General features: G+C 35.5%; 19 protein-coding genes. 8 read left to right on the plus strand and 11 right to left on the minus strand.

Annotated features, from left to right (window positions below):
* Positions 1-17 precede the first annotated feature (17 nt).
* Positions 18-1,580, plus strand: coding sequence for a hypothetical protein (locus tag ACQ5J2_RS14185; RefSeq protein ID WP_432671113.1), 1,563 nt, complete (start codon positions 18-20; stop codon positions 1,578-1,580).
* 686 nt (positions 1,581-2,266) lie between these two features.
* Here ACQ5J2_RS14185 and ACQ5J2_RS14190 read toward each other — a convergent pair.
* From ACQ5J2_RS14190 to ACQ5J2_RS14200, 3 genes are read right to left on the minus strand one after another with little or no spacing between them, the layout of a single operon-like run.
* Entirely contained in the window at positions 2,267-3,079 is an 813-nt protein-coding gene (locus ACQ5J2_RS14190) for an endonuclease domain-containing protein (protein WP_432671114.1), read from the minus strand.
* Entirely contained in the window at positions 3,080-3,940 is an 861-nt protein-coding gene (locus tag ACQ5J2_RS14195) for a bifunctional class I SAM-dependent methyltransferase/HIT family protein (RefSeq protein WP_432671115.1), read from the minus strand.
* On the minus strand, positions 3,933-4,973 hold the full coding sequence (locus ACQ5J2_RS14200; RefSeq protein ID WP_432671116.1) for an HNH endonuclease domain-containing protein: 1,041 nt from the start codon (positions 4,971-4,973) through the stop codon (positions 3,933-3,935). The genes ACQ5J2_RS14195 and ACQ5J2_RS14200 overlap by 8 nt, the downstream gene beginning before the upstream one ends.
* A gap of 501 nt (positions 4,974-5,474) precedes the next feature.
* Between ACQ5J2_RS14200 and ACQ5J2_RS14205 the strand changes: the two genes are divergently transcribed.
* The gene (locus ACQ5J2_RS14205; protein ID WP_432671117.1) at positions 5,475-6,791 is read left to right on the plus strand and encodes an APC family permease; all 1,317 of its coding nucleotides are present in this window, start codon (positions 5,475-5,477) and stop codon (positions 6,789-6,791) included.
* A 690-nt stretch (positions 6,792-7,481) separates the two neighbouring features.
* A complete protein-coding gene (locus tag ACQ5J2_RS14210) occupies positions 7,482-7,874 on the plus strand; it encodes a hypothetical protein (RefSeq protein WP_432671118.1) in 393 nt (130 codons plus the stop codon).
* Between the two features lie 3,069 nt (positions 7,875-10,943).
* Here the strand turns inward: ACQ5J2_RS14210 and ACQ5J2_RS14215 are convergent.
* Entirely contained in the window at positions 10,944-11,717 is a 774-nt protein-coding gene (locus ACQ5J2_RS14215) for a hypothetical protein (RefSeq protein WP_432671119.1), read from the minus strand.
* A 708-nt stretch (positions 11,718-12,425) separates the two neighbouring features.
* On the opposite strand from ACQ5J2_RS14215, the gene pheT reads away from it, so the two are divergent.
* Positions 12,426-14,849 (plus strand): phenylalanine--tRNA ligase subunit beta, encoded by a 2,424-nt coding sequence (pheT, locus tag ACQ5J2_RS14220; protein ID WP_432671120.1) that lies wholly within the window; start codon positions 12,426-12,428, stop codon positions 14,847-14,849.
* 87 nt (positions 14,850-14,936) lie between these two features.
* On the opposite strand, the gene ACQ5J2_RS14225 is transcribed toward pheT, so the two are convergent.
* The 5 genes from ACQ5J2_RS14225 to aroC all read right to left on the minus strand — a co-directional run bounded on the left by ACQ5J2_RS14225 (position 14,937) and on the right by aroC (position 19,940).
* Positions 14,937-15,956, minus strand: a complete 1,020-nt coding sequence (locus tag ACQ5J2_RS14225) for a TQO small subunit DoxD (RefSeq protein WP_432671121.1) — start codon at positions 15,954-15,956, stop codon at positions 14,937-14,939.
* A 50-nt stretch (positions 15,957-16,006) separates the two neighbouring features.
* On the minus strand, positions 16,007-16,360 hold the full coding sequence (locus tag ACQ5J2_RS14230; RefSeq protein ID WP_432671122.1) for a hypothetical protein: 354 nt from the start codon (positions 16,358-16,360) through the stop codon (positions 16,007-16,009).
* 131 nt (positions 16,361-16,491) lie between these two features.
* Positions 16,492-17,406 carry a DUF4476 domain-containing protein gene (locus ACQ5J2_RS14235; RefSeq protein ID WP_432671123.1) on the minus strand — a complete coding sequence of 305 codons (915 nt, stop codon included), beginning with the start codon at positions 17,404-17,406 and terminating at the stop codon, positions 16,492-16,494.
* Between the two features lie 186 nt (positions 17,407-17,592).
* On the minus strand, positions 17,593-18,882 hold the full coding sequence (locus tag ACQ5J2_RS14240) for a dicarboxylate/amino acid:cation symporter (protein ID WP_432671124.1): 1,290 nt from the start codon (positions 18,880-18,882) through the stop codon (positions 17,593-17,595).
* Entirely contained in the window at positions 18,879-19,940 is a 1,062-nt protein-coding gene (aroC, locus tag ACQ5J2_RS14245) for a chorismate synthase (RefSeq protein WP_432671125.1), read from the minus strand. Before aroC ends, ACQ5J2_RS14240 begins: the two co-directional genes overlap by 4 nt.
* Before the next feature lie 203 nt (positions 19,941-20,143).
* Here aroC and ACQ5J2_RS14250 point away from each other — a divergent pair, with 203 nt between their 5' ends.
* The 4 genes from ACQ5J2_RS14250 to ACQ5J2_RS14265 all read left to right on the plus strand — a co-directional run bounded on the left by ACQ5J2_RS14250 (position 20,144) and on the right by ACQ5J2_RS14265 (position 23,935).
* Positions 20,144-20,950, plus strand: coding sequence for a UDP-2,3-diacylglucosamine diphosphatase (locus tag ACQ5J2_RS14250; RefSeq protein ID WP_432671126.1), 807 nt, complete (start codon positions 20,144-20,146; stop codon positions 20,948-20,950).
* Between the two features lie 42 nt (positions 20,951-20,992).
* Positions 20,993-21,781, plus strand: a complete 789-nt coding sequence (locus ACQ5J2_RS14255) for a hypothetical protein (protein WP_432671127.1) — start codon at positions 20,993-20,995, stop codon at positions 21,779-21,781.
* Between the two features lie 123 nt (positions 21,782-21,904).
* Complete coding sequence (locus ACQ5J2_RS14260; protein ID WP_432671128.1) at positions 21,905-22,411, plus strand: hypothetical protein; 507 nt, start codon at positions 21,905-21,907, stop codon at positions 22,409-22,411.
* A 174-nt stretch (positions 22,412-22,585) separates the two neighbouring features.
* On the plus strand, positions 22,586-23,935 hold the full coding sequence (locus ACQ5J2_RS14265) for a DEAD/DEAH box helicase (protein WP_432671129.1): 1,350 nt from the start codon (positions 22,586-22,588) through the stop codon (positions 23,933-23,935).
* Positions 23,936-23,975: 40 nt separating this feature from the next.
* Here ACQ5J2_RS14265 and ACQ5J2_RS14270 read toward each other — a convergent pair whose 3' ends face one another.
* Both ACQ5J2_RS14270 and ACQ5J2_RS14275 read right to left on the minus strand, forming a co-directional pair.
* On the minus strand, positions 23,976-24,329 hold the full coding sequence (locus ACQ5J2_RS14270) for an ankyrin repeat domain-containing protein (protein ID WP_432671130.1): 354 nt from the start codon (positions 24,327-24,329) through the stop codon (positions 23,976-23,978).
* A gap of 233 nt (positions 24,330-24,562) precedes the next feature.
* The gene (locus tag ACQ5J2_RS14275) at positions 24,563-25,522 is read right to left on the minus strand and encodes a phosphoribosylaminoimidazolesuccinocarboxamide synthase (RefSeq protein ID WP_432671131.1); all 960 of its coding nucleotides are present in this window, start codon (positions 25,520-25,522) and stop codon (positions 24,563-24,565) included.
* Positions 25,523-25,596: the final 74 nt, after the last annotated feature.

A 25,596-nucleotide genomic window follows, 5' to 3' on the forward strand; every position in this document is an offset into this window, starting at 1 on the left:
TTTAACCCTTCATTAGTATGAAACAATTACTTTCAGAAAAGGCGCCAATAATAAAACGAACTTTTGCCACAGACAAGTTGATTGACCAATTAAAAAACCACAAAGAAGTCCTGCACATATGGTGTAGTGTGGTGCCTACCCGATCCCTGACTTTGGTCGTCGTGCATCTGAACGATGCTAAAAAGATTAAAAAACTCCGGAAATTAGCATCCGTACAACAACTATTGGAAGCGAACGAAGCCGTGTTTGTATTTCTGGATACTGAAGGCCTTACGGCACATGAAGCAGAGGGTACGCTTTTTTTGAGTGTGCATTGTATTAAGGAAAAGTTAGTGTATGGTGCAGATGATTTTTCCTTTAGTGGGTATACCGAAAGCAAGCAACACGAAGTGTATCGGCAGCGACACGCCAGTGTCACGGGCTTCATCAACGGATTAATTACACCCTCTCAAACCAATTTCCCAGTGGGCGGCGGGTATTTTTACGGTAAAGCTGTTGGTTATCACTTAGGCGTGCTGGAGCAGCTGGCAATAGGTACCGCCTTCCCTAGCCTTTCTTTACGAAAAAGAGTGTTGCAGTTGGGGTTAGTTTTGCCTTTTACCAAACGATTTTTCTTGCGTGATAAGGACCGCTTTTTTTTATTGGATCGTATGTATGCCGACTATGAAGAGGAAAGCTACTTCTTGGATTCTTGGTGGGATGCCACGCTGCTATTGCTTTCACAACTGCAAGACGCGGTAGAATTGGTTCTGCATCACCTGAAGGCCTTGCAAGACCGAAAGCCATTACCGACTTTGGCTTTGCCGGAATATGTTACTAACGAGCCAGAACTTCAGCATCTTGTATCGGTGGTTGCACAAGAACCGCGAATTGAAGAACTGTATGTGTTTCACACCAGAGAATTTTTAGTAGCAGGACCCATCAAGCGGCATTACTTTTTGATTGTGTTTGTTGCACCCGAATCTAAGCTGACCGGAAAAGAGGTACGTTTACTTATGGAAACGCAACTGCCTGAGAGAAGTTACCAGTGCAGCTTTATGGTTGTTTCAAAAATAGCCACCCAACATTTGCTTTTTTCTGTACAGTCTTTTTTTATAAATAAAATCATGGATTCCAATTGCATATACAAGAAAGACCCCTATGCCCCTGATTTTCATTGGACCAATAAGGTAGACCAGTATTATGATGATCTTGAACTCTATTACGATCGTATGCAAGATACCTATGAAAAAATGCTGGTGTTTTTAGAAACGAACAGTGGGTCTGCTGATGCGTTGACTTTGTTGCCAAAAGCAAACATGCACCAATTATTGCTTTTGATGTTTCAGGTGTATGTATATAAGAAACTTTATTATGTTGATGAATTCTGCCACGATCTGGAATTGTTTTTGGGATTGGCAGTGTATCACAGTATTGAAATTACGGGTATATGGAACCGTTTTAACAGCACTGTTCTGGACTTATTGCCTTTTTTCGATTCGGAGTCGGATGTATTTGTCAATGTGGAAAAGGCTGGTTTTATTCAAGGATTTTATAAGGAATTGCATGGTGTCATTGATAGCTCTCGATACAATTTTTAAGTATAAAAACTAACGTTTTTATACTTAAAAATCACTCGAGGTGACGAGGGCGCGATAATGTAGGAAACAGGAAGAAGATTTCGACTTGTTGTTTAGACATTTTGGTTTATATCAATACCGACAGGTAAAATTTTAATAGTATACCTTTGTTTGTAATTTTTGATGCATTTTAATTCTAAAGTTATTTAACATGGGCTTTTCGTTATAATACCTATCAGAAAAATGGGGCGGAATTTCATCAAAAAGAACCTCTAGGTTTATAGATTTTAAATAACGCGTCAGAATTACATTGTCCGTTTTCCGAATGGATAGTAAAGATAAGAGTTATATTATGCATTTGTCAAATAGTTAATTATTTAAATTTTTCAGTCCATCTATAATTTTCATCGATTTTTTCAGTCGAATTCTTTGTCTCGCATTTATCATTCCGTAAACTTGTACTTATTTATTTCTTTCGATACTTATTAAACCTATAAAAAGAAGGTTTAATGTCAATTCCTTCAATAATTTCAATATCGTTTTCAAGTAATTAATATCGTATCTTATATAGTTGAAATTCGTATTGTCAACTTGAATCTTTGTTTGTAATCCTTTTTAGAAAGTTGGATATTATTGGTTTTTTTTATCATCAGTTAGGGTATTGGAGTGTGAGGTGGTATAATTTTTATTTGCGAGTAAATTTTACATTATTCAAATAATCCTAATTGAATATCGTCTTTATTTTTAGGCAAATAGGGTTGCTCAGGTTCAGAAACTTTTAGTGCACCTCCTAATTCTTTTATTGTTTGATAAACAGTTTTTTTAATGTGATTTTTTTCCTCTGTAATGTGTTTTGTAGTAAAACGAAGTACTGACCAGCCATAACTTTCTAGCTCATTATTACGTGTTTTGTCTAAGTGAACATTGTTATTTTCCATATGAAACTTGTCGCCATCACATTCAATATTGACAGCTCCTTTTTTACACCAAATGGCAAAATCTAAATAATAAAATTTTCTGTCATTGACATATTCTCTCCATTCTCTTTCGTATTCTACCTGCATGTCATCAATTAGTGTTTCTAGTTTATTTTCTAAAAAACTGCTTTGAAATAAGGTATTGAAATCAGTAGATCCTGAAAAAAACTTTTTCTCTGTAGTACTTATAAATATTAATCTATGTCCACGTCTACTAATGAAAGGATTAGGTAAAATTTCCATTTTTTCGAAAGATACTTTATAATATAACTTATCTGATTTAGTATTTAGAGGTTCATTGATAAACAACTCTTTTCTTGCTATTTCATTTATTGATTTTATTTTTGCATAATGCGATACTTTCCATTTCTTTTTTTCTCCAAAAGTTGCAGGAAAATAAAATGCAATATATGTAGCTCTGTTTTCGCTTATTATTTTAGGAGCATTATTTACAGGAATTCTATACCATGTTTGTTCATTAGCAATTTGCCAATCTTTATGATTGGGCATTAATGCGATTAAAATTGTTGTTTTTGTTTTCAATTAGTATTCTTTTTTACCAGGAATTACTCCTCGAATTCCTCCTCTTGGATTTTCAACATCCCCTTTAAACCTTGGAATAATATGAATGTGGGAGTGCCAAACGGTTTGTCCTGCGGCTTCATTGACATTTATTCCAATATTAAAACCGTCCGGGTTGTATTTTCCTTGAAGAATAGATTTCACCTTATTGGCTACAATCCAGCAAGCTGTCTGTTCTTTTAAGGTTAAGTCGAAATAATTAGAAACTAATCTTTTAGGCACAATCAAGGCATGACCTTCGGATACGGGAAATTTGTCGTAAAAAGAGAATACAGTAGCTGTTTCGACGATTAATTCTCGACCTTCTTCACCAATTAAAAAAGGGCTTAAATTGGTATTGCCTTTATGTAACGAGGTATACGATTCGTATTCGTATATTTCACAATTTTCATTCTTGTAAACAGAGACATAAGGTAATTTAATGATGCATTGGTAGGTTTCTTTTTTATGTATTTTGTGCATTCTAAATCCTTCGAATTGAATATCTCTGCGGACTGCAAAATAGGCTTTCCCTGTTGGTTTGAGGAGATGTGAAACATTCATCAATACCTCGGCTTGTTCTTCTAGAAGTAGTACATTCAGCACATAGAAGCACAAGATGGTATCGTATTTCTCCGTTGGAAACTCTGGGAAGTAGAAGGGGTCATATCCTGCAATATCAAATCCTTTTTCTTTTAATAATTCAACATCTTTTCCAACGCCACAGCCAAAGTCTAATACTTTTCCTTTAATTTTTTTTTGGGTAATTAGTATTCGTGCGGGATAGGAAAGAGAAGTTCTTTCTATTGCAGTTAAATGACTATTTTGGTTTTGGTTACTCATTCATGAAAGGAAATCCGTTGTTATTGGCAATGGTAATTAATGGTTGAATTGTATTCGAAAACATTTGTTTTTCAAACGTATCAATATTTGGAAAAATGCTTAAATATTCCTCCATATATTTACTCTTTGGGTTGTGCTTTTTATTGATTTCAAAGGCGTTCTTCTGTAATTCATAAAACTTATCGAAATACTTATGAAATGAAGGAAGATTATCGCTTTTAATTGAATTTATATTTCTCTCAATAGGGATTAGATTCCAGATTAAATCGTGTGAAACAAATGCGTGAGGAATGAAATGGTCGATTGCGAAGTTCTTTTCGTCAAAGTATAATTTTGTTCCCGAAAAAATACACTCTATATATCCCAATTTATTGAATACATTTTTCCAATAGTCATTGGTTTGCTTGATTAAGCTATTTCTAGTAGCGGGTTTTATTAATTTATTAGGAATATCAGGAACGTTTGGATTTCTTGTTTGCAGAAATAACGCTAAATTCCAGTAACAAAAATCTTTTAGGATTTTAGCGTTCAACTTAAGATAATTTATCCAAAGCGGATTTATCGTGATATGTTCTTTGTGTAACGCATACAAACAATCGTTCTCAAATGCTGTGGAGGAAGCATAGATTGTATTTCTATCTTGTTTGGGAAACCAAGCGGATAAAAACCAATGAGGGACATTTTTATCAAAGTGGAATAATTGCTTTAGCGTTTCTTTATTTTGTGAGTTTTCTAAACAAGAATCGATATTGTGTTTCTTAGCATCAATGGTCAAATTTTCCACTTGACGAATTGTTTCAACTGCTGTTTGAAATTTATCTTGTTTGCCGAATGAAATGTGAAAATAATTGATGGTGTACCAAGAGTTACTTATCATTCGTGCGAATATTTTCTTTTTAGGAATTTCAATAGTGCCCTCTTCAACCAATTCTACTAAAGCGATTAGCCAATAAAATTTATATGTTGCAGACTTGCTACCAAATACTGATGCAAGTCTGTTTATAGGTAAATTATCTGAGTAGGGAAGGTTCATTTTGTGGTTGCTATTTTTGCATAACAATTATACAAAAAACGTTTCAAAGTTGTTGAGAAATTTCTAATTTAAAATGGGGTTTTAATTAAACGATTAGAAAATTGTGTAGGAAAGGACCTCGTTGATTGGACAGTCTTTTATTTTTATCCATAAATTGAATCAGAAACGCATTCAGATTGACAAAACAGCATGGTTGAGGTTTAGCTATTCAAAGCCACACGAAGGGATTTAGGTCGTAGAATTGCATTATGGAGGTAAGAGGTGAAATCCAATGCCGTGTTGCCTACTTAAAAAAAACTAGAGTTGCAGTTTTTGTGCGTTATGATTTTCTGTTTTTGCTAGCGTTTCTACACAGTTTTTTCCCAGACTGATTTTCAACAAATATAAAAACCCCATAAAAAGGAAGTTACCTAAAAAATCAGATGATAAGCGTCAAAAAAGGGCGTGCCGAAGAATAAATGACGACCTTGTCAAACTAGAACCCATTAAGCACTTATAAAAATGAATGATTCTTCAAAAAAAATAAGTCTGTGGTCGGCTGTTGGTATAGGTGTTGGTGCTATGATTGGTGCGGGAATATTTGCACTAATGGGAGAGGCTGGAGCCATTGCAGGTAAAGCGGTTTATATTTCTTTTATTTTGGGAGGAATTGTAGCAGCAATTAGTGGGTACTCCTTAGCCAAATTAGGAGCACGTTATCCGGTAGCTGGTGGCATTGTAGCCTATGTAGTCCAGTCCTTCGGGATTAATATTTTTACGGGTGGGATAAGCATCATGTTGTATTTGGCAACGCTGTTGTCGTTGGCGTTATTGGCAAAGGCTTTTGGCAGTTATGCCGCTGCTCTACTCGATTTTAAAGGGTCATTGCTGTACACCAATATATTTGCACTATCGATACTCACCATATTGGGTATTGTGCAATATTTCGGAATAAAAAAAATCGTCAAATTTCAGAATGTAGCCATTATTATAACCGTTTCCATATTAGTGGTCATTGCCACAGGAGGTTTGATCAATATGAAACCCGAATTAATGGCACCGGCATTATATCCTTCCTCCAATAAAATACTCTTTAGCCTTGCTATTACCTTTTTTTCCTACGAAGGATTTAGGATTATTACCAATACCGCTGAAGATATTGAGAATCCAGAAAAGAACTTAGTTAGAGCCATTTTTATTTCGATTGCCATTACAATGGTCCTTTACACGGCATTGGCAGTTGCTGTTTTTGGCAACTTGGAAGTGGAGCAGGTAATTGACGCTAAAGACTTTGCGTTGGCCGAAGCTGCTCAACCTATTTTTGGTGCCATTGGTTTTACCATTATTTCAATTGCCGCATTGTTTGCTATTTCATCCTCCATCAATGCCGTATTGTATGCCGCCACCAATATTTCTTATGAAATGGCAAAAAATGGGGAGTTGCCTAGCTTCTTTGCTAAACCAATTGGGCAAACAAGAGAGGGTTTAATAGTAACGGTATTGTTAACAGCGTTACTGGTTATCTTTCTGAATTTATTACAAATAGCGGCTGTTGGCTCAATTACAGTGCTGTTCATTCATGCAGTAACCCACTTGGGCCACTTGAAAGTTATAAAAGAAACGAAAGCATCCGTTGTTGCAGTGGTGGCTGCTTTACTCACAACGCTGGCGGTAATTGTGTTGTTTCTACTGTATTCCATTAAAGAATCTTATACGATTTTGTATTTGTTTGTGGGTATTCTTATATTGTCTTTTTTGATTGAAATCATTATTAGAAGCATCACCAATAGAAAAGTGGATAAGGGAAGTGAGGGTATTTTTCGAAAAATTTTTAAATAGAAAGGAAGCTCCTTTTTGTTGTACTAGCGTTATCGCAATAGTTTATCGTCATTCTAAATATATCTGAATACAATAATACAAAAAACAAGCTAATATAGATTAAGGGAAACCGTACTTAGGTTATTATTTATAAAGAAAATGATTTAAAATCTAGTAAGCCTTTATTTTAAACATATAGTATGACTATATAAGTAGTTAGATTAACGTCATCTTATCTTTAGGCTCTCAGTATTCTTTACTAAATTTATATGGGATTTATGATACTATCAGTTAGCCTTCCAGTTAGTATCAAATGGAATCACATTAAACACAAGTAAAGAAACTCCAAAAAATATAAAGTCAATAAGCTTCTTAAAGATAATAAACAGGTGCTGCCTCATTTTTTTTAGATATTTATCTAGCGCTAAATTGTTCCAAAAATGATACCTCACACCCCACTTGGTTACACTTTCCCGTAATCGCAAAGCGTAAGGAATACAGCCCCTCGTCGAAAACAATAATGCACAAAATAACGACAACGCCGTCCACATTTCCAATCAGAACACAATCAATTAAAAACAAACACGAACCGTTTTAAGAACACAGTTTACTACCTTTGAAAGTACAAAAGCAGAACTTTCTTTCGCAAACCAAACATGCAGGCAATGGGGACGAGAATGCAAAAAGTGCCCACAGTTTTACAAATAACAAATGATAAAAAAATCAATACTTGGAACAGCTACAATACTGCTGGCTTTTCTATTGGGGCTAAAAGGGATGTACAGCAACACCCACAACTTTGAACTTTCAAAAGCCGCTACAATTACGATAGGCACCGCAACAGCAATACTTCTAGCAGCAGCACTTGCTCTTCTAAAAGTTAGAAAAGCAGTAAGTCATGCGCTGTTTTTTATAAGTGTAGAAAGCACATTATTTTTAATATACTGTTACTACCAACCCAAATGCGAACCCTGTCTACCCTGCGAGGACTGCCCGCCATGCCTATCAAACGAACAAATCACAACATTCTGGTTGGCCTTTTCCGCCTGTACTGCATATCTAATCTGGAAAACAACTGCTAAGAAAACAAGCCACGAAAATTAACCATAAAATTCCCCTTAAAGTCCCAACGCTCCAATTTTAAACCAAGCCCCTTTTGCGTCCCTCCGTCTTTGATTCCTAATTATTTTTTTCCATCCTAACCTAATAAACCACCAACAAAAGCAACCCCAGCCCTTTGCGTCTCTCCGTCTTTGATTCCTAATTATTTTTTTCCATCCTAACCTAATAAACCACCAACAAAAGCAACCCCAGCCCTTTGCGTCTCTCCGTCTTTGATTCCTAATTATTTTTTTCCATCCTAACCTAATAAACCACCAACAAAAGCAGCCCCACCCCTTTGCGTCTCTGCGTCTTTGCGAGAATCCAATTCACCACCCCCAGTCAAACCAAAATACTCAAACAGAACCACTACAACCTAATAATCCATAAAAAATTTGTGCCGCCCTAACCTAATAAACTACCAATAAAAGCAACCCCACCCCTTTGCGTCTCTCCGTCTTTGATTCCTAATTATTTTTTTTCATCCTAACCTAATAAACCACCAACAAAAGCAACCCCAGCCCTTTGCGTCTATCCGTCTTTGATTCCTAATTATTTTTTTCCATCCTAACCTAATAAACCACCAACAAAATCAACCCCACCCCTTTGCGTCTCTGCGTCTTTGCGAGAATCCAATTCACAACCCCCAATCAAACCAAAATACTCCAACAGAACCACTACAACCTAATAACCCATAAAAAATTTGTGCCGTCCTAACCTAATAAACTACCAACAAAAGCAACCCCAGCCCTTTGCGTCTCTCCGTCTTTGATTCCTAATTATTTTTTTTCATCCTAACCTAATAAACCACCAACAAAAGCAACCCCAGCCCTTTTGCGTCTCTGCGTCTTTGCGAGACAAAAACCAAACCCAAAGAAGTGAAACGCCTTAGCGAACTTAAATCACCACTAAAACACTAATAATAATAATAATAATAAATTTAGCGTCCTTCGTGGTAAAACTACTTACACAAACAAATCATTAACAAAAATAATAAACTTAGCGCCCTTCCTGGTAAAATACTTTACTACAATCAAACCTACACCATCCAATAACTTTAAACTTTAAACTTGGAACTTCCTCCACCCATCACCTAAAACCCTCGTAAATAGGATTGCTTCGTACCTCGCAATGACGAAACAGCAAATGAGCACAGTGCAGAAGGCTCAAACAGAACCACTACAACCTAATAATCCATAAAAAATTTGTGCCGTCGCAACCGAGTAACCTACCAACAAAATCAGCCCCCAACCCTTTGCGTCTCTGCGTCTTTGCGAGATATAAACCAAATCCAAAAAAGTGAAACGCCTTAGCGAACTTAAAATCAACACTAAAACACTATTAATAATAAAAAACTTAGCGTCCTTCGTGGTAATACTATTTATACAAATAAATCATTATTGTCACCCTAACGAAGCAAGACCCCCTGCGCCAGAACCACATCCCAATCAATCCAATTTTATCATCCTAACCTAGTAAACAGCCCAACCCTTTGCGCCTTAGCGACTTTGCGAGAATCCCATTCACAACCCCCAATCAAACCAAAATACTACAACAGAACCACTACAACCTAATAATCCATAAAAAATTTGTGTCGTCCTAACCTAATAAACTACCAACAAAAGCAACCCCAACCCTTTGTGTCTCTGCATCTTTGCGAGAATCCAATTCACAACCCCCAATCAAACCAAAATACTCCAACAGAACCACTACAACCTAATAATTCATAAAAATTTTGTGCCGTCCTAACCGAGTAAGCTACCAACAAAAGCAACCCCAACCCTTTGCGTCTCTGCGTCTTTGCGATATATAAACCAATTCCAAAAAAGTGAAACGCCTTAGCAATCTTAAATCACCACCAAAACACTAATAATAAAACTTAGCGTCCTTCGTGGTAATACTATTTATACAAATAAATCATTATTGTCACCCTAACGAAGCAAGACCCCCTGCGCCAGAACCACATCCCAATCAATCCAATTTTATCATCCTAACCTAGTAAACAGCCCAACCCTTTGCGCCTTAGCGACTTTGCGAGAATCCCATTCACAACCCCCAATCAAACCAAAATACTACAACAGAACCACTACAACCTAATAATCCATAAAAAATTTGTGCCGTCGCAACCGAGTAACCTACCAACAAAATCAGCCCCAACCCTTTGCGTCTCTGCGTCTTTGCGAGATATAAACCAAATCCAAAAAAGTGAAACGCCTTAGCGAACTTAAATCACCACCAAAACACTAATAATAATAATAATAATAATAATAATAATAATAATAAACTTAGCGTCCTTCGTGGTAAAACTATTTATACAAATAAATCAGTATTTTCACCCTAACCAAGCAAGACCCCTGCGTCAGAACTACATCCCCAATCAATCCAATTTTATCATCCTAACCTAGTAAACAGCCCCAACCCTTTGCGCCTTAGCGACTTTGCGAGAATCCCATTCACAACCCCCAATCAAACCAAAATACTCCAACAGCACCACTACAACCTAATAATCCATAAAAAATTTGTGCCGTCGCAACCGAGTAACCTACCAACAAAATCAGCCCCAACCCTTTGCGTCTCTGCGTCTTTGCGAGATATAAACCAAATCCAAAAAAGTGAAACGCCTTAGCGAACTTAAAATCAACACTAAAACACTATTAATAATAAATTTAGCGTCCTTCGTGATAAACAATAAACTTAGCGTCCTTCGCGGTGCGTCTTTGCGAGATATAAATCAAATCCAAAAAAGTGAAACGCCTTAGCGAACTTAAATCACCACCAAAACACTAATAATAAAACTTAGCGTCCTTCGTGGTGAAACTATTTATACAAATAAATCAGTATTGTCACCCTAACGAAGCAAGACCCCTGCGTCAGAACTACATCCCCAATCAATCCAATTTTATCGTCCTAACCTAGTAAACAGCCCCAACCCTTTGCGTCTCTGCGTCTTTGCGAGATATAAACCAAATCCAAAAAAGGGAAACGCCTTAGCGAACTTATATCACAACCAAAACACTAGTAATAATAATAAACTTAGCGTCCTTCGTGGTAAAATCCTACAAAATAAAAATCCTACAAAGTAAATACCCCTACACACCGAACCCCAATCATCCCTTTAGTCTTCAAATCAAACAAAACACCCTCATACCACTTACAAAACTGCACATGCACATAAGCCACCCGAAGCCCTCCATTAACACCCAAATCAACCAACCCATCCAATTCAAAATCAGGCAAAACCGCAGGCAAATCACCCTTATCCAGCAACACCTGCTCCGCCGAATACGCAACAAAACTTCCATCCTCCATATGATAATCTACGACAAAATAGTGCACCCGAACATGAGTAGCCTCAGCAGGAAATACGGAAGTATCCAGCGTCAAACCGGCAAAACTACACCTACCCCCTACCAATCCAACTTGTGGCAAACCATGAAACAAAGAATACACACCCATTTCAGGAGAAAACAGAAAATCCATCAACAGCCGCTTCCCTTTTTCCGATTGCAAACCCATCGACACTAACCGACTCCCGCCCGTATTTACCGAATCTTCACCCGCAATCAACCGCAAAACAGTGAAAAAAGACGAATGTACAGCACGAGGTAATTTTGCAGGAAACTGCTGACTAACCTTGAGCAACAGCAAATTTTTAACCTTTGCAACAGAACCAAAGTCCGCATTACTTTCCTTAATCTTAATTTTATTAGGATCATTCATGATACTCTCAGAGGTATGACCTCCTTTTGACTCTTTTACAAAAGTTTCCCCAGTTGCTTTATCCTTATAAAAAGAAAGTCCTCCCAACGTTCCTTCTATGTCCAAAATTCCATTTAATCTAGCCATAACAAACTAATTTACAGTGAAAAACAAATGTAATAAATTATTTAATCACATTTTAAAATTTAACGCTACGATAAAAACGAGCATCAAATCACTAATGCTATTTACCCAAAAAAAACTGAATTTGAAACCCTAATAATAAATCCTAATAAGAAAAAAAGTCAACTACGCAACAACTAATCCCCGACCTTACCCGCACCTAATCCCATACTTACTACGTACTTCCTAGGGAGATGTGCCATATATGTGCCGTATATGTGCCGTATGAGTGCCGTATGAGTGCCGTATGTGCTAGCAGTGAATAACGTATTTTAAAGGGGTATGAAGGAGTATAACTTTATAATACCAACAAAAGTAATTAGTAAATAAAGTCCAATGATTATGAGGTAATCAAGACAATACCAACACAATACCACCAATAAAAACAGGAAGAAATAAAATCAAAGATAAGAATAATTTCCCAAATAATGGAAACCCAACCGAAATCATTCCAACAATACCAAACCAGCCAAACTAAACGCAATTCATAATGCGTGCAAATAAACCAGCACCTCCACCAACCTAATAATCCAACACTTGTTTCACATAAATAATCCCAATAGGTCCACCTATCCATTTTCAACAAAAAAGCGCAAATATTGTTTCCAACTCCAATCCGCAATGATTATATTTGCAATCGAATTTTAGTACGCAAAACAATTATACAAGCAAATGAAAATATCCTATAACTGGTTAAAGCAATTTATCAAAACCGACTGGACTTCTGAACAAACTTCCACTTTACTTACCGATTTAGGTTTAGAAGTAGAAGGTGTTGAAAAATTTCAATCCGTAAAAGGAGGATTAGAAGGAATCGTTGTGGGACATGTTTTGACTTGTGTTCAACACCCAAATGCCGATCGTTTAAAAGTAACTACAGTTGATATTGGGACAGAAACGCCGATACAAATTGTTTGTGGAGCTGCAAATATTGCCGCGGGACAAAAAGTACCTGTTGCAACTATTGGCACAACCCTTTATGATGCCGATGGAAATTCATTTGTAATCAAAAAAGGAAAAATTCGCGACCAAGAAAGCCACGGGATGATTTGTGCCGAAGACGAATTAGGACTAGGGACCAGCCACGACGGTATCATGATTTTGAACGAAGATTTAATTCCCGGAACTTCTGCTTCACAAGTATTTAATATTGAAAATGATGAAGTTTTTGAAATTGGCTTAACGCCAAATCGTGCCGATGCCATGAGCCACATGGGAGTTGCGAGAGATTTACGGGCGGGAATGCTACAGAAAAACATTACAACAGAATTCATCACGCCATCTGTTTCTAATTTCAGAGTGGACAAACGCATTCTCAAAATGGACATTTCAATTGAAAATCCTGAATTAGCACCAAGATATTGCGGCGTTACCATTTCTGGAATTACGGTGAAACCGTCACCAGATTGGTTGCAAAACCGATTAAAATCAATAGGAATTACACCTAAAAATAATATTGTTGACATCACCAATTACGTTTTACACGAATTAGGTCAACCCCTTCACGCTTTTGATGCTGCTAAAATCAAAGGAAATAAAGTAGTGGTAAAAACACTTCCTGCAGGAACGAAATTTACAACTTTAGATGATGTAGAACGTACGTTACACGAAGAAGATTTAATGATTTGCGACGAAAACGGCCCAATGTGTTTTGCAGGAGTCCTAGGCGGGAAGAATTCAGGCGTAAAAGAAAATACAAGTACACTATTCTTAGAAAGTGCCTATTTCAATCCTGTTTCTGTTAGAAAAACAGCAAAAAGACATACCATTAGTACGGATGCTTCGTTCCGTTTTGAACGTGGTATTGATCCAACAATCACAGAGTACGCGTTAAAACGTGCCGCAAATTTAATTATTGAATTAGCAGGTGGAGAAATCACTTCGGATATTTCAGATTTTTATCCTAAAAAAATGGAGGATTACTCTGTAGTTTTAAATTTCAATAAAACAGCAAAAATAATTGGAGAAGAACTTCCTAAAGAAACCATTAAGAAGATTTTAGCTTCATTAGATATCAAAATCAACAGTGTTTCTGACGTTGCTTTAGGACTGATTATTCCAAATTACCGTGTAGATGTGCAACGTGAAATTGATGTAATTGAAGAAATTTTACGTGTTTATGGCTATAATAATATCAGCTTTAGCAAAAAATTAAATGCTTCTATTGCCAAGGCTCCTCGAAATGAAGATTACAAAATGCAAAACATTGTGGGTGGACTACTAACAGGTTTAGGGTTTAATGAAATGATGGCGAATTCGTTGACGTCACCTGATTACATCAAACTTTCTGAGGATTTAAAAGAAGAATTCAACATCACCATGCTCAATCCATTGAGTCGTGATTTATCTTCTATGCGACAGTCGCTTTTGTTCTCGGGATTAGAAGCTTTGTCTTACAACATCAACCGTCGTGCGACAGATCTAAAGTTTTATGAATTTGGAAAAACCTATCATAAATTACCTTCAGGTTATGAAGAACCAAAACATTTGACACTTTTCGTTACCGGAAATAAAACGCCAGAATCGTGGACAAATACACAAAAAGCAAGTGATTTCTTTTTATTCAAAGGCTATGTAGAAGCGGTTTTATCTCGCTTTGGTTTACAAAAAACACAAGGTCAACCCACTACTTCAGACATTTTTGCTGAAGGAATGGCTTTGTATATAGGTACTGAGAAAATCGTAGACTTCGGAACCATAAAAAAAGCAATCACTAAAGCTTTAGATATCAAACAAGAAGTTTTCTACGCTGATTTCAACTGGAATGCTATTTTAAAACTAGTTGGTGGAAAAATTAAATTCACTGAAATTCCTAAATATCCCGAAGTACGCCGTGACTTAGCCTTATTAGTAGACGACTCTGTACAATTTGACAGCATATATAAAATTGCAAGACAAACGGAAAAAGCACTATTGAAAAAGATTGACTTATTCGATGTGTATCAAGGAAACAATTTACCAGAAGGGAAAAAGTCATATGCGGTAAGTTTCACCATTCAAGACGCTTCTAAGACCTTAACGGATGTGCAAATTGACAAAATCATGTCGAAATTACAGAAGAATTTTGAAACAGAAATTGGAGCTACTTTGCGATAAATTTCTCTTTAGATAGAAATATAGAAAGGACTTATATGAATTTATAAGTCCTTTTTTTTATTCTAAGATTTGATGAACTGTAAAGAGTTAATAAACGGTTTCGGCAGTCCAAGTAATTCCACTAATGTCTGTTAGTTTCAAAGTATATTGCTGTCCTTTCACTAATTTGCTTTCATCAACAGGTAATGTTACAACGGCTTTTGAACCAAGTGGAATAATCAAACTGTGGATTCCAGGTTTAATTTTAGCAATGTAAATATTTCGGATTGCATCTGAAGATAAGGCAGCCAGCTCATCATTGTTCAAAGAAGTAATCACTCTATTCTCAGAATCTAATAAATCAATTTGAATTAGGAAAGAACCGTACACATCCACTCCTTCTACGCGATACAGCTGGAAATTCATTGTTTTTTCAGTAACCGTAAAATCGCTAATTTCTACTTTAGGTTTCACGGATTTATTGTGCAAAGTCCCAAAAACGCCTCCGTGAAAATACTGATTGGTATATAAAGTCAATCCAAAAATAAATAAAGCACCAGATAAAACAATGGGTTTAATATTTACCAAATCCAATTCTCCTGACCCCAACCATTTGAACCATTTCGCATTTGTAAAGTTGAAGTTTTTCTTGATAAAATAGTAATCCAGCGAATAATAACTACTTCCGCTGAAGAATAAAGTAAAACCACTAGCAATTCCTAAAACACCTATTTGCCATTCGTCCAGACAAGTGGTGCCAATCCAACCAGAACCCAATAAAATGCCCATCGCAAGCATAAAAACACCAATACTCATCAAACGAGTAAATAATCCGAGAATCAAAAACAGCCCCACAATTCCTTCAATAATTGTAAAAGCAACCATCGAATACCACAAATGGTCCGGATTAGTGACTAAAAATTCAATCATTGGTTTTATCCCTAAAGCATGCGGTAGAAAATGATTGAATTTCTCACCAATATAACCTGCTTGTTCAGGATCCAATTTGTTTTCTAAAACCAATCGACGCCAAAAAGCAGAGAAGTAAGTCCAACCAATTACGAAACGGATGGATAATGTAAAAAGTCCCGCCCAATTTTGGGTAGGAAGTAAAGAGGTATTTTTCATTTGAAATTATTTTATAAACATACTATTTTAATAAGACCTTGTGTGGAGTTTTACACTAGGTCAAATTTAAATTGTTTATAAAGAAGGTATTTAGGAGGGAGTTGTAATAATATCACTTTCGTAAAAAACTGACTTTCAATAACTTTTTCTTTTCCTAATAACGTAAGTTGTACATCTGTAAAATTAGGAATTACAGCTGCGACAACTTGCATTTTACTGACTTTCTCAATTCTAAACGAAGCCGCATTGCAGTTTGATGTCGTTTTACTTTGATTTAAAGTCTGTTCGTAGGTCCCTCCAAACGTTTCAAACCACGATGCTTTCACTTTACAAGGGGTAAGTGAAAATAATAATACGATTGCGAAAAGCACAAATCGAAAATTAAAAAGTGGTAGTTTTTTCATTGATAGCAAACATAGTTCTTTTCATTAAACTCATGAATTTTAAAAAGTCAAATATTTGTTAAAGAACAGTTTGAAATAATATAGTTAGTACTAATTCAAAAAAAAGGGAAACTTTCGTTTCCCCCTTTTTACTAACCGTTCGAAATAAACGCACTCAACTCGCGCTTAGAACTATCAAAACTAAAGGCTTTATAAACTTGATAAAAGTTTTGTTTATCCACACATTTTGGATAAAGCTGTTTCGCCACTTCCAATTTACCTTTCTCAAAACTTAATGTTTTTACCAAACTATAAACTTGTTCTGAATTAAATAAAGAATGTTGTGCAACACTTGAAATCATTCCAATCTTACTATCATCAAAATCCGCATCCCGTTTTATTGCTTTTAGCAATTGACTAAATTCTTGGTTACTCATCACATTCCCGTAATATCCAGATGTGCCGTAATTCTCTTGACTTCCGTAATAACTCTGGTTTCCATTCCAGTTGTTTTGTTGGTTCATATAAGGACTATTCCATATATCATCCCATTCATTCACACCATACGCTTGGTTTTGTTGCGGGAAATTCCCTAAAAGATACAAGCCGTAATCTGAAAAGAAATCCAATACGGTTCTTGTATTGTTTCTCAAAAGCAGTCTTGTTCTGTAAATTAGAAAATTATCATCGTAAATTGAAATCGGAATACTTCCTGCTGGTAATTCAAAAAACCGAAACTTTCCAGTAGCATTACTCATCATTTGGTCGCCAATTTCAACAGTAAACCGACCATTTTCGGGAATTCTTAAAAACACTTCTGCATTTCCATAATTGTAATTCCAACGGTAATCAGTGCTGTTAGAACTTCTACGTCCTGTTTCAGTTCCTTTTCTATTTTTTACTTTTGGTGTTACGTTGTTATTCTGAGTTGCATGTCGGCTATTGAGCTGGGTATTGATTTCATTGTCTTTAACTTCATTTTTCAGAAGTTCTCCCGCTTTACCTGCTTCTTGGGCAAATACCCCAATACTTAATAATAAAAGACAAATTGTGTAGAAATTTTTCATAATACTTTGTTTTTTTGGTTAGTAATATGAAGTATTCTAAAAGTGTGCCAAAAAAATTCGAAGTATTTCTTATTGAAAGAAAAGAAAACCATCTAGTGATGTATAAAACTGTTCAAGCCTTATAAAGCATTGATTTAATAGGGCTTTACAACAGTAAGGGTACTTTTTAAAATAATTTTATTTTTGTTATAGAACTCTTTCAACAATATCCTCGGGCTTTCGCAATTTCCCAACTGAATTTCCGACAATTGCAGAAACAGCGGAATCACTGGTAACGTTAACCACCGTTCGACACATATCTAAAGGTCTGTCAATAGCAAATATCAATGCCAAACCAGCCTCAGGGATTCCTGCTTGTCCAAGAACAATTACAAGCATCACCATTCCCGCACTAGGAACCGCAGCTGAACCGATGGAAGCTAAAGTTGCCGTAACAACAATCATTAATTGTGTCGTTAGATCAAGGTGAATTCCCATCGCTTGTGCGATAAATACAGCTGCAACGGCTTGATATAAACTCGTTCCATCCATATTTACAGTTGCACCAAGAGGCAAAACAAAACTTGAAACTTCTTCATCAACACCTAAATGTTCTGTAACACGCTCTAAAGTTACTGGTAAAGTTGCCGCACTTGAACTAGTTGAAAAAGCCAATAATTGAGCAGGAGCAATCGCTGAAAAGAAGCGCTTAGGTCCCACTTTTGCAAAACTATAAAGCAAACCTGGATAAACAATATAAGTCATGATTAGAAGTCCAAAAACTACCGTTAAACCATATACTAATAAAGCACCAAGCGTTGTGAAATCAGGGATTTCAACCATTAAAGAAGCCATCAAAGCAAACACACCAATTGGAGCGGCCAACATAATTATGTCAATTAATTTCAAAATAACTTCATTCAAACCTTTGAAAAAATCGACAACAGGTTTCGATTTTTTTTCATCAACCAAAATAATTCCGATGCCTAAAAGAATGGTAAATAAAATTACTTTCAGCATACTTGCGTTATCAGTCAACGCTTGGAAAAAGTTCTCAGGAACGATGTCCACCAAAGGCTGCAACGGCCCTTGATTTTTTGCTGAAGCAGCCAATTCAATTTTCGCATTGGCATCGCCGGTAAAACTTTCTAAAAGTGTATCTCTTGACTTTTCATTAATATAGCTACCCGGTTTGATGATATTAGCCAACAATAAACCTATGGAAACGGCGGTTACCGTGGTAAATAAATACAATCCCACCGTTCGTCCGCCAAGTTTGGAAAGCTTAGAAATATCTTTCAAATCAGCTAGTCCTGTAATTAAGGAAACTACAATCAATGGAACAGCTATCATTTTCAATAAATTGATAAAAATAGTGCCAAAAGGTTTAATCCAATCCGTTACTAAGCCTACCATTTGCAGGTTTTTCATCACGATTCCAACCAATAAACCCAGAATCATTCCTATTAATATTTTCCAGTGTAAAGCTAACTTCATTTTTGTGTTTTATTTATTAAATAATAATCGGCTAAAACCATAGCAGCCATCGCCTCAACAATGGGAACAGCTCGTGGAACAACACAAGGATCGTGTCGTCCTTTACCTTGCATTTCGACTATATTTCCTTTGTTATCAATTGTTTCTTGCACTTGCATAATTGTGGCAACAGGCTTAAATGCAACTCTAAAATAGATGTCCATTCCGTTAGAAATACCACCTTGAATTCCGCCAGATAAATTGGATTTTGTCGTTCCATCTGGATTGTACAAATCATTGTGTTCGCTACCTTTCATTTTCGCTCCACAAAACCCACTCCCATATTCAAAACCTTTTACAGCATTGATGGATAGCATCGCTTTACCTAATTCTGCATGAAGTTTGTCAAAGACAGGTTCACCCAAGCCAATTGGAACATTTTGCAATACACAAGTAATCGTCCCTCCTACACTATCGCCTTCTTTGCGAATTTGCTTGATGTAATCTTCCATTTTTTGAGCGGTAACTTCGTCTGGACAACGAACCGCATTGGACTCTATTTTTGAAAAATCTAATGCTTGATACGGTTTATCAATAAAAATTTCACCTACAGACGAAACGAAAGCATTGATTTTTATTTCAGGTAATATTTGTTTGGCAATGGCTCCAGCTACAACTCTAGAAACGGTTTCCCGAGCCGAACTTCTTCCGCCACCACGGTAATCCCGAATGCCGTATTTCTTTTCGTAAACATAATCGGCATGACTGGGACGATACACCTCTTTTATGTGTGAATAATCTTTCGACTTTTTATTGGTATTAGAAATTGTGAAACCAATAGGCATTCCCGTAGTTTTTCCTTCAAAAATTCCAGACAAAAAGTGAATTTGGTCGTCCTCTTTTCGTTGGGTAACTATTGAAGATTGACCGGGCTTTCGCCGAAACATTTCATTTGCAATAGCATCAAAATCCAACGTTATTCCGGCGGGACATCCGTCTATTATACCTCCTAAAGCTTCGCCATGCGACTCGCCAAACGACGTTAATTTATAGAGTGTCCCAAAGCTATTTCCTGCCATTGTTAGTAGTTTTAAGCAAATGTAAACTATTAGCGGAACGTATAAAAAAATACGCTTTAATTTTTTGAAAGAACCCCGTTTATACCGGCTTTTTTTTACATATAAGTCATTTAAATTGCCGTTTTGGTGTTTTTTCTTAACATTCATTTAAAATTCAATTCACGTCGTTCTACGTACTTTGTACAACTTCAAATAAATAAAAATTGAAAAAGAGAAATGTTGAATTAGTCGTGATTTCAGATGTTCATTTAGGCACTTTTGGTTGTCACGCCAAGGAATTGCATCAGTATTTGTCAAGTATCAAGCCTAAAATTTTAATTTTAAACGGCGATATTGTAGATATTTGGCAATTTAGAAAATCCTATTTTCCCAAGTCGCATTTAAAAGTGGTAAAAAAAATAATTGATTTTGCTTCTAAAGGAACTCAAGTCTACTACATCACTGGAAATCATGACGAAATGTTACGTAAATTCAGCGATGCGACGATTGGAAATTTTGCCGTTCTCGATAAACTGGTGCTTAAATTGGATGATAAATTAGCATGGTTTTTTCACGGAGATGTTTTTGATGCATCCGTTCAGCATTCAAAGTGGATTGCAAAACTAGGCGGATGGGGATATGATTATTTAATTTTAGTGAACCGGTTGGTAAATTGGTTTTTAATAAAAATGGGAAAAGAGCCTTATTCATTTTCAAAAAAAATAAAAGCGAGTGTAAAAAAAGCCGTCAAACACATTTCCGATTTTGAGACTACAGCCACCGATTTAGCAATAGAAAACAAGTACGATTACGTGATTTGTGGTCACATTCACGAACCCAAATTAAACAGAATAGAAAATAAAAATGGCGCTACTCTGTACTTAAATTCAGGTGATTGGATAGAAAATTTAACTGCTTTAGAATACAATAAAAAAAGATGGAAATTATACCGCTATGAAGAAGATTTCAAACAAAAAGACGAGGATTATTTTGAAATGGAAACGAAACAGTTATTCAATTTGAATATTTGATGAATTTTATAGTACTTTAGCTGAAAATTAAATCTTTAACCGATGAAAAAATTATATTTTGGTACAGCATTACTTTTTATTGCCTTGACTTCATGCTCTAGTAGCGACGATAGTTCAGGCAGTAATCCCACTTCATTTTTGCCTTTAGAGGCTAATTCTTCTTGGGTTTATGATGTCAATTTAGATGCCTCAGAAATAGGCCGAGATTCACTTTATGTAAGTGGAGAAACTACTTTAAACGGTAAAACTTACAAACAATTAAAGGTCAAGGATGTTCCGGCTGGTTTCTATACCAATTCATTAAATAATAACAGCATCCGTATTGATGGTTCCAAGTTACTTTTATCAGGTTCAACCGGACTTGCATTAGCAGATGTTTTACCTATAAATATTGACGTAACTGATTTTGTTATATTTAAAGAAGATGCTACCAATAATGCACAACTTGACGCGATTTCAGGGACAATCGAACAAGATTTACAAGAACTTCCTCTAAAAATCGATTACACTTTAAAATCTACTTTCAAAGAATCATTAAGCAGTTTCGCAGTTCCAGGTAAGGAAACCTATACGAATGTGAAGGTTATGAAACTTGTTGTCAACTTAAAAGTTTCTACTGAAGTACTCATTCCGGGAACTACCATCTCTTTGCCTGTTTCTATTTTAGAATCGCAAGATGTAATTGTTTCAACTCACTATTATGCAGAAGGTGCCGGAATGATTTATGCAAAAACAGAAATAAATTATTCATTAAATGACTTTTCGCTAGCGGGTGTTACTTTACCAATTCCACAAGAAGGTGCATCAACAATTGAAGAATTTTTAAATTAAAATTATTTTGAAAGTATTGTTTTATTTGTATCAATGAAAATGTTGTAACGTAAATACTAAATCCTGCAATAAATGGGTGGGTTTAAGGTCTACATTTGTACGACAAACATTAATAAAACAATTATGAAAAAAGTAATTTTATCTGCAATCATGTTAATTGGATTAGCATTTGCGTCTAATGCTCAGGAAATCAGTAAAAATGCATTAGGTCTACGTTTAGGAGACAATGACGGTTTTGGGGCTGAGATTTCTTACCAGAGAGCATTAGGAAGCAACAACCGTTTAGAATTAGATCTTGGTTTGAGAAATAGCAAATATTATGATTCATTTAAATTAGTAGGTCTCTACCAATGGGTTTGGAATATTGAAGGCGGTTTTAACTGGTATGCTGGAGTTGGTGGTGGTGTAGGTAGCTACAGTGTTGATAAAAAACATTTCGACGATAGATACGATGATAGTGGATCTTACTTCTTAGCTGCTGGAAACTTAGGAATTGAATATAATTTTGACATCCCTTTGATGTTGTCACTTGATATTCGACCAGAATTATATTTTGGTGGAGATTACGGAGAATTTAGAGATGACAACTTTGGTCCAGATATCGCTTTAGGTATTCGTTACCAGTTTTAATCATAAATTAGAATATAATAGAAATGGAGCTTAATAGCTCCATTTTTTTTTATTTCATAATTCTTGAAAATAATTATGAATTCATTACAAGTACCTCATTAACAAGTAATTATTTTCTACTTTACTACAAAAATTTTTAAATTGTAAAAGTGTATCTTTGCCCAAAAATAGCGAATGAAAACTTTTGAACATTTTAATCTTCCCAAATCAGTACAAAAAGCAATTGATGAATTAGGGTTTATAACTCCTACTCCAATTCAGGAAAAATCTTTTGCAACAATTATGTCTGGTCGGGATATGATGGGAATTGCTCAAACGGGAACTGGAAAAACGTTTGCTTATCTTTTGCCTCTTTTAAAACTGTATAAATTTACACCAACCAATACGCCAAAAATTGTAATTCTTGTTCCAACGCGTGAATTAGTCGTTCAAGTTGTGGCAGAAGTAGAAAAATTGACGCAATATATGTCAGTTAAGACTTTAGGTATTTTTGGAGGTGTCAATATCAATACACAAAAGAAACACGTCAATGAAGGAATCGATATTTTGGTGGGAACTCCAGGTCGTGTTATGGATTTAGCTTTAGATAGTGTGATTCGTTTTGATGAAACGCAAAAGTTAGTCATTGATGAATTTGATGAAATGCTTAATTTAGGTTTCAAAGTTCAGCTGACTTCTATATTGGCAATGATGAAGGCCAAGCGTCAAAACATTTTATTTTCTGCAACCATGACCGAGGAAGTTGATGCAATCTTAGAAGATTATTTTGACTATCCAGAAGAAGTAACTCTTGCGGCTTCAGGAACACCTTTGGAAAAAATCAGTCAATTTTCTTATGACGTAGTCAATTTCAATACCAAAATAAATTTATTAAAACATTTATTAGAAACAGATGAATCCATGCAAAGGGTTTTGGTTTTTGTGAATAATAAGAAAATAGCCGATATGTTACACGAACGTATCGAGCCTCATTTTGAAGGCGAATTTGGAGTCATTCACTCTAATAAATCGCAGAATTACCGATTGACCACGATGGCAAATTTTCAAAATAATTTGTTAAGAGGTTTGATTACAACAGATATTATGGCTCGTGGTTTGGATATTTCAGAAATTACCCATGTAATTAACTTTGAAATGCCCGAAATGCCCGAACTTTATATGCACCGTATTGGACGAACAGGACGTGCAGATAAAACGGGAACAGCATTAAGTTTCGTAACCGCTCGTGAACAAGAATTTAAAGTGGAAGCGGAACTTTTAATGAATTATGAAATCCCCGTTATAACTTTCCCAGAAAATGTCGAAATTTCCAGCCTTTTAATTGGACCTGAAAAAGACAAGCAAGTGATTAAGTTTTTGATGAAAAAAGTAAAACTGAGCGATGACGGTGCTTTTCATGCAAAATCAAAGAAAAACACAAAAGTAAATTTAGGTGGCCCTTCAAAAACAAAGAAAAAAACACACGGTTCTGTAAATAGAAATATGCTTAAAACACAAGCAAAAAAAAGAAAGGATAAAAAATAATTTTTTATCCTTTCGATGGTCTATAACTAACTCTAAAATTTTATTTTTTTGCTCTTTTTAAAATTTCAAGCGCTTGTGTGGCGTTCGATAATTCGGCATACTTAGTCGCTGTATATCCATGACTGCCTTTTAGGGTGATATCAGCTCCTTTTTCAAGTAATATTTTAACCATTTCCACATTGTTGTAACGAGCGGCAATCATCAATGGCGTCATTCCATTAAAGCGCTCGTTGACATCAGCTCCGTATTCAATAATTTTTTTTGCAGTAGCGTTATCACTTTTACTTATAGCAATACATAGTGGGTCATATTCTTTTACTGTTGTATTATTTGATGCTACAGCGTTAAAAGATAAAGCAAGGGCAAGTCCTAAAAACATGATTGATTTTTTCATGATGATTGATTTTTGATTGATAATTAATACTTATTGATTGTTTAATTAGACTTCAACATCATACTTTTGTTACTGTTAAACTTAATTTTAACTATTTTTTAACAAATTATAAATTATTCTAATATTTATTATTGATTATTGATTATCGCTAATACAAAAATGGTCTCCTAAAGCAACCCATTTTGGTTTTGTAAACATAAAAAAAACCGCTATGATAGCGGTTTTAATTGTATCTATTTAATATGCTTTTCAAGATAATTTAAAATATTTTGTTCGATGCGCTTATTAATATCCGAAATATCAGCTTTTACAAATTCCTGTCCTGCAATTTTTTCGTATAATTCAATATATCTTTCAGAAACGGAATCCACATAATTTTCCGTCATTTCAGGAATTTTCTGTCCTTCTTTGCCTTGAAAACCTTCTGAAATCAACCATTGTCTGACAAATTCTTTAGACAATTGTTTCTGTTCTTCTCCTTTATTTTGACGTTCTTGATAACCATCAGCATAAAAATAGCGAGAGGAATCTGGTGTATGAATTTCATCAATTAATACTATTTTTCCATCTTTGGTTTTTCCAAATTCATACTTAGTATCCACTAATATCAATCCGCTAGCTTTTGCAATCACCGTTCCTCTTTGAAAAAGACTTCTAGTATAATGTTCTAAAACCAGATAATCTTCTTCAGAAACAATTCCTTTTGAAATAATATCTTCGCGCGAAATATCTTCGTCGTGCGAACCATTATCTGCTTTTGTTGAAGGTGTAATAATAGGTTCAGGAAAAGCGTCGTTTTCGTTTAAATTTTCTTGCATATAAACGCCGCAAAGACTTCTTTTTCCTGAAGCATACTCTCTTGCCGCATGACCTGCAAGATATCCGCGAATCACCATTTCGACTTTAAATGGCTCACATAAATGTCCAATGGCAACATTAGGATCTGGTGTGGCAATCAACCAATTTGGCACTAAATCATGCGTCAAATCCATCATTTTAGTTGCAATTTGGTTCAGAATTTGACCTTTATAGGGAATTCCTTTTGGCAAAACCACATCAAAAGCTGAAAGTCGATCAGTGGCAATCATGACCAATAATTCATCATTAATATTGTAGACATCACGTACTTTACCATGATACACATTTTTCTGGTTGGGGAAATTAAAATCAGTCGCAGTTATTGTAGAGCTCATTGTAGTTGTGTTGTTGTTGTTGTTGTTGTTGTTGTTGTTTTATGACTGCAAATTTATCAAAAAAGACACCTATA

Origin of the sequence: Flavobacterium sp. SM2513 (assembly GCF_050908145.1) — a bacterium.
In the GTDB taxonomy this organism is placed as follows: domain Bacteria; phylum Bacteroidota; class Bacteroidia; order Flavobacteriales; family Flavobacteriaceae; genus Flavobacterium.